The organism is Pseudomonas parafulva (assembly GCF_002021815.1).
Taxonomy (GTDB): Bacteria; Pseudomonadota; Gammaproteobacteria; order Pseudomonadales; family Pseudomonadaceae; genus Aquipseudomonas; species Aquipseudomonas parafulva_B.
The window spans coordinates 4565047-4578629 of sequence record NZ_CP019952.1 but is presented as its reverse complement, the minus strand read 5'-3'; the positions used below and the strand labels follow the sequence as shown (position 1 = coordinate 4578629).

The window sequence follows — 13583 nt, the reverse complement described above, 5'->3', positions numbered from 1 at the left end:
GAGCAGCCGCTGTACAGCGCGACGGCGCCCTTCGCCGAAGGGCCTTGGACGGTGGTAGCGAGCATGCCCCTGGCGGAGATCCGCGAGGTAACCTGGAGCGTGGGGCTGCGCCTTGCCGTCGGCAGCGTGCTGGCCATGCTCATGGCCGTGGCTGCCACGCTCTGGTTGCTCAGGCGTAAGCTGCGCCCGCTGGATGATCTGGTACGGCAAGCACAAGCGCTCGGAGCGGGTGACCTGAACGCACGGCTGAACGTGACCAGCCACGATGAAATCGGACAGTTGGCGCGCAGCTTCAACACGATGGGTGAAGCCCTCTCGAACATGGTCGAGCACATCCGCAGTGCCTCCGAACAGGTCAGTACCCGCGCCCACTCGCTGTCAGGCCTGTCGGCTGGCGCCTGTGTGGGCATGGACCAGCAATCAGGCGAAATCACCAGCATGGCGGGCGCGGTGGAAGAGTTCAGCGCCACGTCCATGAACATCGCCGACAACATGGCTGGCACCGAGCGCATGGCCCGCGACAATGCGCAGCAGACCCGCGTGGGCCGCGGCGCCATGGACGAAGCATCGCACTCGCTCAAGCAGATTGCCGATGCCCTGGGTGACACAGCCACGGTCGTGAACAGCCTGGGTGCACGTTCGCAAGAGATCGGCAGCATCATAAGTGTCATCACCGCCATCGCTGAGCAGACCAATCTGTTGGCTTTGAATGCTGCCATCGAAGCGGCCCGTGCCGGTGAGCAGGGGCGTGGCTTTGCAGTGGTGGCTGACGAGGTGCGTGGGCTGGCAGCGCGAACCCGACAGGCCACCGATGAGATATCCGGCATGATCACCAGCATCCAGCAGCAGACCGGGCATGCCATCACCACGCTGGAGCAGAGTAACCAGCTGATGCAGGACGGCCTGGAGCGCAATGGCAAGGTCGCGCAGGCACTTGCCCGCATCGACGAACAAAGCCGTGCGGCGGGTGAGCAGTTTGCCGTGATCAGTATGGCGACCCAGGAGCAGAGCAGCACAGCGACCGTGCTGAGCCGCAATTTGCAGAGCATCGCCCAGGCCAACGGTGAGCAGCGCGAGGTGGCCAACGAGCTGGCATTAACAGCGCGGGAGCTGGAACGGTTGGCCGCGCAGTTGCGTCAGGAAGTGGACCGTTTCCGCTGACACGGTGGGGCACCCAAGTGCCCCTTCAACGTGTCGCTTTACAGCGATATCAGGTTCAGTGCCTGCGCGCACGCCTGCAGCGAGCGGCGCTCGCTTTGCGCATAGAGCGCCAGTTCATCCTGCACCTGCAGCCCCAGCGCCGCTTCGAAGGCCGCGCGGTTGGCGTTGCTGCCGTACTCGGCCCGGGCATCGTCGCCCAGGTTGGACTGGAAGATCCCTGCGGCGCTTACCGGCAAGAAATCTTCGTACACCAGTGCCTCGAAATGCACGTGGTCTGCGTCGATTAGCCCCTGCAGGGTAGTTGGCCTGCCTTGTTCACCGCGCGCGGCCAAGCCTTTCTCGGTCGCGAAGTAGCGAAAATACGCCAGGCCCTGCTCACGCATCTGCACCAGGTCGTCCGGGAAGGCGGCGAAGGTGTCTGTGAGCATCGCCATGTACTGTGCGGCATTGGCTTCGGCGGGTGCACCACCCAATGCGACGCGAGTCCTGTCGAGCAGCTTGTCATAGAGCTGGCGCCCCTTCGGCGTCAACGCCGCGCCACGTTGCTCGATTTCCCCAAAGCGCGCGGTGTGGCTACCTTCGCTACCGTGCTGACCGCAGAATACGACCTTTTCCTGCAAGGCCTTGAAGCTGGTCTGGCGCAGTAGAATGGGGTGGCGGCGGGGAGGGGGGCCTTCGACCACGGCCTTGGGCGTGATGCCCTTGGCCGGCATACCGAGCTGGATGGCATCAATGTCCAGGGTGCGCGGAGTGAGGTGATTGATGTGCGGGCCCTTGAACGCGACAACATCGGCAAGCAGGCGGTGCTGGTCGTGCAGCTGCTGGTACTGCTCGGCGGTGACGGTAGCGTCGCGGTGCCAGCGGAAGGTGTGCAGGGCTTCCTGTACGAAAGTCTGGGCATCTGCGGTATTCAAGCCGCCATCGCGTTCGCGCTGCTCGATCAGATGGAGTACGCGAGGGGTGAAGATCTGGCGTTTGGCCAGGATATCCTTGGCCATTTCCCGCAACTGCAGGTTGTCGATCAGCTCCAAGCGCAACAGCGAGGTGAAGACACGGAACGGGCTGACGTGCAGCGACTGCTCATGCACGGCACGGAACGCGGTGGAGTGCACCGGGACCCCAGCACTGCTGAGGTCGTAGTAGCCCACTGGCTGCATGCCCATGACCGCAAAAAGTCGCGCGATGGTCGCCAGCTCCTCGGCCGTACCCACGCGGATGGCACCATGGCGTTCATGGCCCAGCCGCTCGAGTTCCCCTGTCCAGCGCAGCGCCTGCGCCACTTCTGGTTGCTCGGCCATCACCTGCTGGTTGATTTCGCTCACCAGCGCCAGCAGCTTGCCGTACAACGGCACTTCCTGTTTGTACATGAGCGACATGGCGGCAGAAAACTGCGCACGGATGCTGTCGGGGCTGACGAAATCATGGGCGGGCATCGCTGGATTCCTGGTTAATGGCTGACCCTTACATGAAAGCGGGGAATGCACCCGGGCCACAAGCGAAAAAAAGTAGGCGTGTCATTCCTTTTTTGATCGACCTAGACAGGCGTAGGGTGCTCCTCCTGTCGAGGGCTTCATGCCTGCAGCTGCTCACCGATCCAATCCACCAGCGCCCGCACCTTGGGCACTTCCGCGGCATGTTCGGCATACGCCAGGTAGTGCGCGCCGGCACTGCGCATTGCATGATTCCAGGGCACGACCAGGCTGCCCTCGGCCAGCTCCTTCGCCACCAGGTAACGCGGCACCAGCGCCACCCCGCAACCGGCCTGGGCAGCGCTCAGGGCCATGTAGAACGTGTCGAAGCGCGGGCCGTGGTACGCGCTGACGCTTTGCAGGCCCTGCTCCAGGAACCATTCGTGCCAGGCTTCTGGCCGTGAAGTGCTTTGCAGCAACACCAGGTCGGTCAATGCCTCGGCACTCGGCAGGTCACGGCCTGCCAGCAGCTCTGGCGAACACACCGGCACGACTTCTTCACCGAACAGCTCGATGCAGCTGGCCCCCGGCCAGGTGCCCTGGCCGTAGAAGAACACGACGTCAGCCGAGCCCTGCAACAGTGAAAAGGGCTCCATTTCGTTGCGGATGTCCAAGTGAATGTTGCTGTGCCGCCGGCCGAAGCCCTTGAGGTGGGGGATCAGCCAGCGCACGCCGAAGCTTGGCTGCGTCGCGACCTTCAGGATCTCGGTCTGCTCCCCGTACGTCAGCACGTAGCGGCTGGACATATCGACCTGCGTGAGGATCTTGTTCACCTCGGCCAGATAGAGGCTGCCGGCTGGCGTGAGCTGTAAACGTCGGCGAATGCGCAGGAAAAGGTGGTGACGCAACAGGTCTTCGAGCTGCGCCACCTGCTTGCTGACCGCACTTTGGGTCAAATGCAGCTCTTCGGCGGCTCGGGTGAAGCTCAAGTGGCGGGCTGCAGCTTCAAAGCACTGCAGGGCGGTCATGGACGGCACCAGACGTTTTGACATAGCGTTCTCACGGGCTCAAATCATTACCTGACGGAATGATATGCGGAATAAAGGTCGTTTGTTGCGCTTAACTGATCGGATTAATACTGATCCACATCATATCCAACCTGTCTAGCCATGTAGGAGAACACCAATGGTTGCTGGATTGCTCGAGCGTCTGGGCGTTGCTGCCCAGGCTTACACCCAAGGCGATTACGCTGTACACACGCCAATCGACGGCAGCCAGATCGCTTCAGTGACGCTGCTCGGTCAAGCCGAGACCACCGCGCGTATCGAGCAGGCCCAGCAGGCGTTCGAGGCGTGGCGCAGCGTGCCTGCCCCACGCCGGGGTGAGCTGGTGCGCCTGTTCGGCGAAGTGTTGCGCGAGCACAAGGCAGACCTGGGTGAACTGGTTTCGATCGAAGCAGGCAAGATCACCCAGGAAGGCCTGGGCGAAGTGCAGGAAATGATCGACATCTGCGACTTTGCAGTGGGGCTGTCACGTCAGTTGTACGGCCTGACCATCGCTTCCGAGCGCCCTGGCCACCACATGCGCGAAAGCTGGCACCCGCTGGGTGTGGTCGGTGTGATCAGCGCGTTTAACTTCCCGGTGGCGGTCTGGTCCTGGAACACCGCCCTGGCTCTGGTGGCCGGCAATTCGGTGGTGTGGAAGCCCTCCGAGAAAACGCCATTGACCGCCCTGGCGTGCCAGGCGTTGTTCGACAAGGCGTTGAAAGCCTTCGGTGATGCGCCGGCAGGTCTTGCGCAGCTGGTCATCGGCGGCCGTGAAGCAGGCGAAGCCCTGGTCGATGACCCCCGCGTGGCCCTGGTGAGTGCCACCGGCAGCACGCGCATGGGCCGTGAAGTCGGGCCGCGTGTAGCGGCACGCTTTGGCCGCAGCATCCTGGAACTTGGCGGCAACAATGCAATGATCCTGGCACCTAGCGCCGACCTGGACCTGGCCGTGCGGGGTATTCTCTTCTCGGCAGTCGGCACTGCCGGGCAGCGCTGTACCACGCTGCGCCGCCTCATCGTGCACCGTTCGATCAAGGATGAAGTACTGGCTCGGGTCAAAGCCGCCTACGGCAAGGTGCGCATTGGTGACCCGCGCAAGGACAACCTGGTTGGGCCCCTGATCGACAAGGCCTCGTTCGATGCCATGCAAGGCGCCCTGGCCAAGGCTCGCGACGAAGGCGGCCAAGTGTTCGGGGGTGAGCGCCAGTTGGCCGACCAATATCCCAATGCCTATTACGTATCGCCTGCCATTGCCGAAATGCCTGGGCAAAGCGAGGTGGTGCGCCATGAAACGTTCGCGCCGATTCTCTATGTGCTGGCCTACGATGACTTCGACGAAGCCTTGCGCCTGAACAACGAGGTCCCCCAGGGCTTATCGTCCTGCATCTTCACCACCGACCTGCGCGAGGCTGAGCGTTTCCAGAGCGCGGCTGGCAGTGATTGCGGTATCGCCAACGTCAACATTGGCACCAGCGGTGCTGAAATCGGCGGGGCGTTCGGGGGTGAGAAGGAGACCGGTGGTGGCCGTGAATCCGGTTCCGATGCCTGGAAAGGCTACATGCGCCGTCAGACCAATACCGTGAACTACTCCCGTGAGTTGCCACTGGCGCAGGGCATCGTGTTCGACTGACTAGCGTGATTGTGTAGAACCAGGGGCACGCCCCTTGGTGGGCGACCAAGCCCGCCTCCATCGGGATCGGTGCATATGCCTCGATGCCTGGGGACGCGGGCTTGGCTGCGAAAGGCCGCACGGCGGTCTCGAACAAGAATAAATTGCGGGAGCCGGGCCATGTCCGAACTGCGTCAAGAATGCTTGTGGGAATGCGTCACCGTGCCAAGCGTGACCGTCCAGGCCCTGGCGGGGGAACACCACGCCGATGTCTGCGTGATCGGCGGCGGCATTACCGGGTTGTCAGCGGCCATTCACCTGCTCGAGCAGGGTAAGTCGGTGATCGTGCTGGAGGCCTGGAAGGTGGGCCACGGCGGCTCTGGCCGCAACGTCGGGCTGGTCAATGCCGGTACGTGGATTCGCCCGGACGACGTTGAAGCCACCCTGGGCCAGAAGCAAGGCAGCCGGTTGAATACGGTGCTGGGGCAGGCCCCGGCCGATGTGTTCGCCATGATCGAACGCCTGGGCATCGACTGTCAGGCACGGCACCAGGGCACCCTGCACATGGCACATAACGCCACCGGCATCGCCGATCTGCAGGCCCGCCACGAGCAGTGGCGACGGCGCGGTGCCGATGTCGAGCTGCTGACCGGCGCACAGTGCCAGGAATATTGCGGTACCGACAAGATCGCCGCCGCCTTGCTCGACCGCCGTGCCGGCACCATCAACCCGATGGGCTACACCCAGGGCCTGGCAGCTGCCGTGGTGCGCCTGGGCGGCAAGCTGTTCCAACAGTCCGCAGTTCAGGGCCTGACGCGCGAGGGTGACGGCTGGCGTGTGCAGACCGCACGCGGTTCGGTTCGCGCCGAGAAGGTGGTGATCTCCACGGGCGCCTACACCGAAGGGGACTGGAGCAACCTGCAAAAGCAGTTCTTCAAAGGCTACTACTACCAGGTCGCCTCCAAGCCATTGCAGGGCGCGCAGGCCGACAAGATACTCCCTCACGGCCAAGGCTCCTGGGATACCCGCACCGTGCTCAGCAGTATTCGCCGCGATGACCAGGGCCGTTTGCTGCTCGGCAGCCTGGGCCGGGTCGACAACAAGCCCGCGTGGTTCGTGCGCAGTTGGGCCGACCGTATCCAGCGTCACTACTATCCTGCGCTTGGCAAGGTCGAATGGGACATGCACTGGACCGGCTGCATCGACTTTACGCCCGACCACCTGATGCGTTTGTTCGAACCCGCCCCTGGGTTGGTGGCGGTCACCGGCTACAACGGGCGTGGCAATACCACCGGCACCGTCATTGGCCGGGCGTTCGCAGAGTTTCTGTCAAAAGGGGAAGCAGCCAGCCTGCCGATACCGTTCTCGACCATGAAAGGCGTGAGCGCGACGTCACTGCGCACGGCGTTCTATGAGTCCGGATTCTCGCTGTATCACGCCGGCCAGTGCCTGCGTGTGGTGCTGTGAGGCAACGCCCCACACCGGCAGGTGACGCGTCATTTGTGCAGCCAGCTCAAGAAACCGCCTTTCCTGATGGAAACAGGCTTGTGCAAGAGTAGCGATTCGCGACCCTGACGCCGGACGCGTTGCAGTTTGCTCAAGGCGGTCTGCACATCGCCATGTTGCTGCAGATACGCTTTGACCCGTTGCTTGTCGATGCGATACAGCAGGCAACTGGTCAAGGTTCTGAACTCCACCAGCGAGTCGTCTTCGTCAACGAGCCCGTCGATGCCCAGTACTTCACCTGGGCCCATGCGTCCGGCCTCCAGGCGCTTGCCATCCTCCAGCACCGCCGCCGATACGACGCCTCGCCCTATGATCAGCACGTGCTCGGACTGCTTGCCCACCTCCAGAATCGTCGTATCAGCCAGGTACTCGACGGCGGTCATGTGCTGGCTCAGTGTGTCACGCTCTTCATCACTCAGGGCGCGGAACACCCGTACCTCGTCCAGCACCTCCCGTTGACGACTGCGCGGCGGCATCGTCAGGTCCTGGTTCCAGAGCACCCCGTTCGCTTCCAGGTGCCGGTGGGCCAGGTCGAACAACTGGTTGCGCGTAGCGTTCTTGCCACTCATGTCGGCGATGAAACCGCTGGCTTCGTATTCCACCGAATCGAGCGTCGAGGTTTTCACGGCCACCTTGGAGGCGGGTGCGGAAAGAATCGCACGGGTACCGCGCAGCGCCTTTTCCAGCGCATCGAACACCTTGCCAGGGCGCACGCTGGCAGGCACGACCACGCTGATCGACACCCCATGCACATCAGCCGGACGGCTATGGTTGAGTAAGCGGGCCTTGGCAGCCACGGAGTTCGGGATGACCGCCAGGCTGCCGCTGCTGGTGAGCAGGCGGGTAGCGCGCCAGTCGATGTCCAGCACCTTGCCCTCCGTGCCATCGATGGAAATGGCGTCACCAATCTGATAGGGCCGCGTGGTGTTGAGCACGATGCCGCTGAACACGTCCGCCAGGGTGCTCTGCAAGGCCAGGCCGATAACGATGGCCATCACCCCCGATGTGGCCAGCAGCCCCTTGACGGGCAATTGCACTACATAGCCGGCCGCCGCCACCACGGCAGCGATGAAGATCAATGCGCCGAGCACATCCTGCAGCAAGCGTCCACCGTGGCTGCCGCGCGCCACCAACAACAGGCCGAAAACCACCGTGACGGTGCGCGCGCCAAACAGCCACCAGGCGATGGCAAGCACGGTGGCCAGCAAGTTGCGGGCAACGTCGGCGACCCAAGGGGCGGGCTGCAGCGGGCTCATACCCGCAGCCACCAGCACCAGGCTGAAAAGCAGGAACAGGGTCAGCCGCGTGGCTATTCGCCAGGCATGGCGCTGGGCCGGAATCAGGTGCCAAACGATCAGGTCAAGCAGCAACAGGGTGGTACCGAGCAGCAGTGGGGACGACTGGATGAACGCCAGCATGGTGGTCTCGGGGCAGGGATGGGCTGCGGGTAGTAATAGAGCAGGTTCATGCAGGAGGCAATGGGCACGGCGCTGCAGTTAATGGCGCTGAACCATCGTTCACAAAATAGAACGCTAAAGCCAAAAAACACTATCTACCGCCTAAAACTGGATGGTTTTAATCTTCTCCCATCAACGCGAAACACCCCACCTACTGCAAATCACGACTACTGGAGCAACCGCCATGACTCAATTCAAATACAACCGCCTGAACAAAGACGACGCTGCCGTTCTGCTGGTCGATCACCAGGCTGGGCTGCTGTCGCTGGTGCGCGATATCGAGCCCGACACCTTCAAGAACAATGTGCTGGCCCTGGCGGACCTGGCCAAGTTCTTCAACCTGCCGACCATCCTCACCACCAGCTTCGAGCAAGGCCCTAACGGCCCATTGGTGCCGGAGCTCAAGGCCCTGTTCCCGGACGCGCCTTACATCGCACGTCCTGGCCAGATCAACGCCTGGGACAACGAAGACTTCGTCAAGGCGGTCAAGGCCACTGGCAAGAAGCAACTGATCATCGCAGGTGTGGTCACCGAAGTGTGCGTGGCCTTCCCGGCCCTGGCCGCCCTGGAAGAGGCGTTCGAGGTGTTCGTGGTGACCGACGCGTCCGGCACTTTCAATGCCATGACCCGCGATGCCGCCCACGACCGCATGAGCCGTGCTGGCGCCCAGCTGATGACCTGGTTCGGCGTAGCCTGCGAACTGCACCGCGACTGGCGCAACGACGTCGAGGGCTTGGCCGCGCTGTGCTCCAACCATATCCCTGACTACCGCAACTTGATGACCAGCTACAACGCCTTCAACGCCAGCAAGTAACCCCACCGCCGCGGGCACCCCGGCCGGTGCCCGCAGGGCCGCACACCTCGATAACGTTCAGCCCGTCCCCTGTTGCCCAGCGGATGCGGGCAGGCTCAGCCCAAGGAATGCAGATGAACACCGCCGCCCAAGACAACCGCAATGTGGTTACCCTGGTGATCCAGCACAAGGTCCGCGCCGCGTCACTGAGCGACTACGAAGTGTGGCTCAAGCACGCGGTCGGCACCGCCCGCCGCCAGGCGGGGCACCTGGACGTCAACGTCATTCGACCCGACCAGGGCGGTCTACACTTCACCACCGTGGTCCGGTTCGCCAATGCCGAATTGTTGCAGGCGTGGGTCAATTCAGCAGAACGCCAGGCGATGATCCGGGACGTGCTGCCGCTGCTCGACGGTGGTGACAGCCCACAGGTCCATGAGGACCCGGAGTTCTGGTTCACCCCACCCGGCACCGGCGCCGTACCACCGCCGCGTTGGAAACAGGCGGTGCTGACGTACCTGGTGATCTGCCCGATGACGTTGGTGGTCCCGCACCTGCTGGTCCCGCTCTTCGAACGTTTTCCACAGCTGGCTGGGCCGGTCAGAGGCACCCTGATCGGTAACCTGTTCGTCATCCTGCCTGTGGTGTTCTACATCATGCCCTGGGTCACCCGCCGTTGCGCCCATTGGCTGCGCGGCTGAACAAGCCCTTTTCCACGTACCGCTAGGAGATACCGATATGAGCACGTTCCAAACGCGTGATGGCACCTCGATCTATTTCAAGGACTGGGGTACTGGCAAGCCGGTGCTGTTCAGCCATGGCTGGCCGCTGGATGCCGACATGTGGGACACGCAGATGGAGTACCTGGCCAGCCGCGGCTACCGGGCCATCGCCTTCGACCGCCGTGGCTTTGGTCGGTCGAGCCAGCCGTGGACCGGCTACGACTATGACACCTTCGCCGATGACATCGCGCAACTGATCGAGCACCTGGACCTGCATGAGGTCACCCTGGTGGGCTTTTCGATGGGAGGCGGTGATGTCAGCCGCTATATCGGTCGCCACGGTACCGGGCGGGTGGCCGGTCTGGTGCTGCTGGGAGCCGTGACGCCTGTGTTCGGCAAGCGCCCAGATAATCCGGACGGGGTGGATCTGTCGGTGTTCGAAGGGATCGAGGCCGGGTTGCGGGCCGACCGCGCTCAGTTCATCGCCGACTTCGCTGCCCCGTTTTACGGGCTTAACCAGGGCCAGCAGGTGTCCCAAGGCGTACAGACGCAGACCTTGAACATCGCGCTGCTGGCCTCGCTCAAGGCGACGTTGGACTGCGTGACGGCATTCTCGCAAACCGATTTCCGTCAGGACCTGACCCAGGTCGATGTGCCGACCTTGGTGATTCACGGCGATGCCGACCAGGTCGTGCCTTTCGAGACCACCGGCAAGCGCGCGGCGCAGCTGATCGCCGGCGCCGAGCTGAAAGTGTATGCCGGTGCGCCGCATGGGTTTGCTGTGACCCATGCGCAACAACTGAACGAAGACCTGCTGGCGTTTCTCCAGCGTTGAGCCAGACGGGCAGGCGGCGTCGCCACGCCGCCGCTGCGCCTGACGTATGAATTTGCTACCCATTCCAAGGAGGCCCCATGGGCGCTGATCTGATTCTGTTCAACGGCAAGCTGCACACCGTCGACCGCGAGAACCCCAACGCCACCGCCGTAGCCATCAAGGACGGTCGTTTCATCGCCGTGGGCAGCGATGCCGAGGCCATGGCCCACAAAGCAACGGCCACCCAGCTTGTGGACCTGCGCCAGCGCACCGTCATTCCCGGGCTCAACGACTCGCACCTGCACCTGATCCGCGGGGGCCTCAACTACAACCTGGAGCTGCGTTGGGAAGGGGTTCCGTCGGTGGCCGATGCCCTGCGCATGCTCAAGGACCAAGCCGCACGTACGCCGACCCCGCAATGGGTCAGGGTCGTGGGTGGCTGGAATGAGTTCCAGTTCGCCGAAAAACGCATGCCCACCCTTGAGGAAATCAACCAGGCTGCGCCTGATACCCCGGTGTTCCTGCTGCACCTGTACGACCGGGCATTACTCAATCGTGCAGCGCTCAAGGCTGTGGGCTATGACAAGACCACGCCCAATCCACCTGGGGGGGAAATCCAGCGTGACAAATTCGGCAACCCGACGGGCATGCTGATCGCGCGGCCGAATGCCATGATTCTCTACGCCACGCTGGCAAAAGGCCCCAAGCTGCCTCTCGAATACCAGGTCAACTCCACACGCCAGTTCATGCGCGAACTGAATCGATTGGGGCTGACCAGTGCCATCGATGCCGGTGGCGGCTACCAGAATTTCCCGGACGATTATTCGGTGATCCAGGAGCTGGCCGACAACGGTCAGCTGACGGTGCGCATCGCCTACAACCTGTTCACCCAGAAGCCCAAGGAAGAGCTGGACGATTTCCGCAAATGGACGGCCAGCGTCAAGTTGCACAGCGGCACCGATTTCCTGCGTCACAACGGTGCAGGCGAAATGCTGGTGTTCTCGGCTGCCGACTTCGAAGACTTCCTGGAACCGCGCCCGGACCTGCCGCAGACCATGGAGCAGGAACTGGAGCCGGTGGTGCGACACCTGGTCGAGCAACGCTGGCCGTTCCGCCTGCATGCGACCTATGACGAGTCGATCACGCGCATGCTCGATGTGTTCGAGAAGGTCAACCGCGACGTACCGTTCAATGGCTTGCCGTGGTTCTTCGACCATGCCGAAACCATCACGCCCCGCAACATCGAGCGGGTACGCGCCTTGGGTGGCGGCATTGCCATTCAGGACCGCATGGCCTTCCAGGGCGAGTATTTCGTCGACCGCTATGGCGCCCAAGCGGCGCAGCAGACGCCGCCGATCAAGCGCATGCTGGAGATGGGTGTGCCAGTAGGGGCGGGTACCGATGCGACCCGCGTGTCCAGCTACAACCCGTGGACTTCGCTGTACTGGCTGGTCAGCGGCAAGACCGTTGGCGGCATGGCGCTGTATCCCGAAGGACTGAGCCGGGACACGGCCTTGCAGCTGTTCACCCAGGGCAGTGCCTGGTTCTCCAGTGAGCAGGGCAAGAAGGGGCAGATCAAGGTCGGTCAGCTCGCCGACCTGGCGGCGCTGTCGCTGGATTTCTTCTCGGTGGAGGAAGAGGCGATCAAGGGTATCGAGTCGGTGCTCACCGTGGTGGACGGCAAGGTCGTGTACGGCGCCGCCGAGTTCGACACGTTAGGGCCACCCCAGGTGCCGGTGTTGCCTGAGTGGTCACCGGTCGCCAAGGTGCCTGGCCACTGGCGCGTGGGCACCCCCTCGCTGGTCGGCATGGCACACCAGTGCTCGGGCCCGTGCGGTGTCCACGCCCACAGCCATGAAAAGGCCCGGCATTCCAGCGTGCCGGTCAATGACTTCCAGGGGTTCTGGGGCGCGCTGGGTTGCTCGTGCTTTGCGTTCTAGGCCCGATTCTGAGGGCTGTGCAGCAGCCCCAGCATTTCAGATACAACGCGCAAGGTTTTGAACGGCTTAGCGTCCCATGGCGACATTCCGATAGACAGGTTGTGGGCCAAAGCATCCGGTTACCCGCAGCCGTTCACTGCCTTGTAACTGAAGCGGCGGGACAATGTCGCGCGCCCGCCATGAACCTTACCGGTTCGAACCTCAAGCCATGTCGCAAAGCGCAAATTCGTCCGCCAGGTGATCGATCAATGCACGCACCGAGGGCAGCAAGCCGCGTCGTGAGGGGAAGATCGCATGCACGATGCCACTGCGCGGGTACCAGCCTGGCAGCAACTCCACCAGGCGGCCTGCTGCCAGGTCGTCACGCACAGCCACGCGTGGCAGGTGCGCAATGCCGATACCCGCAACCACGAAGTGGCGCAGGGCAAACAGGTCGTCGGTGACCATGCGCGGCGTGTGCGGGATGACGATGCTCTGGTTGTTGTCACCGCCCTGGGACAGCTCCCAGTGATACTCCCGCTGGGCGCTGCCCCAATGCAGGCTGGGCAGCGCGCCCAGCAACTGAGGATCGAAACCGTCTGGCAATTGCGCCAGGTAGCAAGGATGGCCCACCAGACACTGGGTGCTGTCGCTCAGCACCTTCATCACCATGTCCGTGTTTTCCAGCGGCGGAAAACGAACACGCAGGGCGATGTCGAAGCCTTCATGCAAGAGATCGACGCGCCGGTTGGTGCTTTCGATGAACAGCTCCACCTGCGGGTACTTGAGCATGTAGCGCGTCAACATCGGCCCGACCCAGGCGTTGAGCAGGGTGGTCGGGCAACTGATACGCACCAGCCCTCGGGGCTCGCTGCGGTTGCGCTCGATGATCTCGGCAGCACCCTCGGCTTCGACGCGCATGGCCAGGCAACGGTTGTAATAGGCCTGGCCGATCTCGGTCAGTGCGAAGTGGCGGCTGGTGCGCTGCAGCAAGCGCACGCCCAGACGCTCTTCGAGGTCGGCAATGCGTCGGCTGAGTTTCGACTTGGGCATGTTCAGCGCCCGACCCGCCGGGGCGAAGCCACCGTGCTCGACCACTTGGGTGAAGTAGTAGAGTGAGTTGAGGTCTTCCAAGAATGCGTCTCCA

General features: G+C 63.0%; 11 protein-coding genes. 7 read left to right on the top strand and 4 right to left on the bottom strand.

Translation table 11 applies throughout. From position 1 onward, the window contains the following. The first annotated feature begins 63 nt into the window (after positions 1-63). A complete protein-coding gene (locus B2J77_RS21980; protein ID WP_416231929.1) occupies positions 64-1161 on the top strand; it encodes a methyl-accepting chemotaxis protein in 1098 nt (365 codons plus the stop codon). Positions 1162-1199: 38 nt separating this feature from the next. Here B2J77_RS21980 and B2J77_RS20700 read toward each other — a convergent pair whose 3' ends face one another. Then, a complete protein-coding gene (locus B2J77_RS20700) occupies positions 1200-2594 on the bottom strand; it encodes a VOC family protein (RefSeq protein ID WP_078479340.1) in 1395 nt (464 codons plus the stop codon). Between the two features lie 137 nt (positions 2595-2731). Further along, positions 2732-3622, bottom strand: a complete 891-nt coding sequence (locus B2J77_RS20695; protein WP_058602794.1) for a LysR family transcriptional regulator — start codon at positions 3620-3622, stop codon at positions 2732-2734. A gap of 133 nt (positions 3623-3755) precedes the next feature. Here B2J77_RS20695 and B2J77_RS20690 point away from each other — a divergent pair, with 133 nt between their 5' ends. Both B2J77_RS20690 and B2J77_RS20685 read left to right on the top strand, forming a co-directional pair. Beyond that, a complete protein-coding gene (locus B2J77_RS20690) occupies positions 3756-5246 on the top strand; it encodes an aldehyde dehydrogenase family protein (RefSeq protein WP_058638851.1) in 1491 nt (496 codons plus the stop codon). A 159-nt stretch (positions 5247-5405) separates the two neighbouring features. After that, a complete protein-coding gene (locus B2J77_RS20685; RefSeq protein ID WP_058602796.1) occupies positions 5406-6692 on the top strand; it encodes an NAD(P)/FAD-dependent oxidoreductase in 1287 nt (428 codons plus the stop codon). A 29-nt stretch (positions 6693-6721) separates the two neighbouring features. On the opposite strand, the gene B2J77_RS20680 is transcribed toward B2J77_RS20685, so the two are convergent. After that, positions 6722-8149, bottom strand: a complete 1428-nt coding sequence (locus tag B2J77_RS20680; protein WP_078479339.1) for a mechanosensitive ion channel family protein — start codon at positions 8147-8149, stop codon at positions 6722-6724. 223 nt (positions 8150-8372) lie between these two features. Between B2J77_RS20680 and ycaC the strand changes: the two genes are divergently transcribed. The 4 genes from ycaC to B2J77_RS20660 all read left to right on the top strand — a co-directional run bounded on the left by ycaC (position 8373) and on the right by B2J77_RS20660 (position 12457). After that, positions 8373-9002, top strand: a complete 630-nt coding sequence (gene ycaC, locus B2J77_RS20675; protein WP_023532859.1) for an isochorismate family cysteine hydrolase YcaC — start codon at positions 8373-8375, stop codon at positions 9000-9002. Between the two features lie 113 nt (positions 9003-9115). Continuing rightward, positions 9116-9682, top strand: coding sequence for an antibiotic biosynthesis monooxygenase (locus tag B2J77_RS20670; RefSeq protein WP_078479338.1), 567 nt, complete (start codon positions 9116-9118; stop codon positions 9680-9682). 37 nt (positions 9683-9719) lie between these two features. Then, positions 9720-10538, top strand: coding sequence for an alpha/beta fold hydrolase (locus tag B2J77_RS20665; RefSeq protein ID WP_058638855.1), 819 nt, complete (start codon positions 9720-9722; stop codon positions 10536-10538). A gap of 77 nt (positions 10539-10615) precedes the next feature. After that, positions 10616-12457: an amidohydrolase gene (locus B2J77_RS20660; RefSeq protein ID WP_058602800.1), complete on the top strand. Its 1842-nt coding sequence runs from the start codon at positions 10616-10618 to the stop codon at positions 12455-12457. 201 nt (positions 12458-12658) lie between these two features. Here the strand turns inward: B2J77_RS20660 and B2J77_RS20655 are convergent, their stop codons facing one another. Further along, on the bottom strand, positions 12659-13570 hold the full coding sequence (locus tag B2J77_RS20655) for a LysR substrate-binding domain-containing protein (protein ID WP_078479337.1): 912 nt from the start codon (positions 13568-13570) through the stop codon (positions 12659-12661). Positions 13571-13583 lie beyond the last annotated feature (13 nt).

Excerpts from the sequence above, each read along its gene's own strand:
- B2J77_RS21980 (WP_416231929.1), top strand. The coding sequence starts at position 64 with ATGCCCCTGGCGGAGATCCGCGAGGTAACCTGGAGCGTGGGGCTGCGC.
- B2J77_RS20700 (WP_078479340.1), bottom strand. The coding sequence starts at position 2,594 with ATGCCCGCCCATGATTTCGTCAGCCCCGACAGCATCCGTGCGCAGTTT.
- B2J77_RS20695 (WP_058602794.1), bottom strand. The coding sequence starts at position 3,622 with ATGTCAAAACGTCTGGTGCCGTCCATGACCGCCCTGCAGTGCTTTGAA.
- B2J77_RS20690 (WP_058638851.1), top strand. The coding sequence starts at position 3,756 with ATGGTTGCTGGATTGCTCGAGCGTCTGGGCGTTGCTGCCCAGGCTTAC.
- B2J77_RS20685 (WP_058602796.1), top strand. The coding sequence starts at position 5,406 with ATGTCCGAACTGCGTCAAGAATGCTTGTGGGAATGCGTCACCGTGCCA.
- B2J77_RS20680 (WP_078479339.1), bottom strand. The coding sequence starts at position 8,149 with ATGCTGGCGTTCATCCAGTCGTCCCCACTGCTGCTCGGTACCACCCTG.
- ycaC (WP_023532859.1), top strand. The coding sequence starts at position 8,373 with ATGACTCAATTCAAATACAACCGCCTGAACAAAGACGACGCTGCCGTT.
- B2J77_RS20670 (WP_078479338.1), top strand. The coding sequence starts at position 9,116 with ATGAACACCGCCGCCCAAGACAACCGCAATGTGGTTACCCTGGTGATC.
- B2J77_RS20665 (WP_058638855.1), top strand. The coding sequence starts at position 9,720 with ATGAGCACGTTCCAAACGCGTGATGGCACCTCGATCTATTTCAAGGAC.
- B2J77_RS20660 (WP_058602800.1), top strand. The coding sequence starts at position 10,616 with ATGGGCGCTGATCTGATTCTGTTCAACGGCAAGCTGCACACCGTCGAC.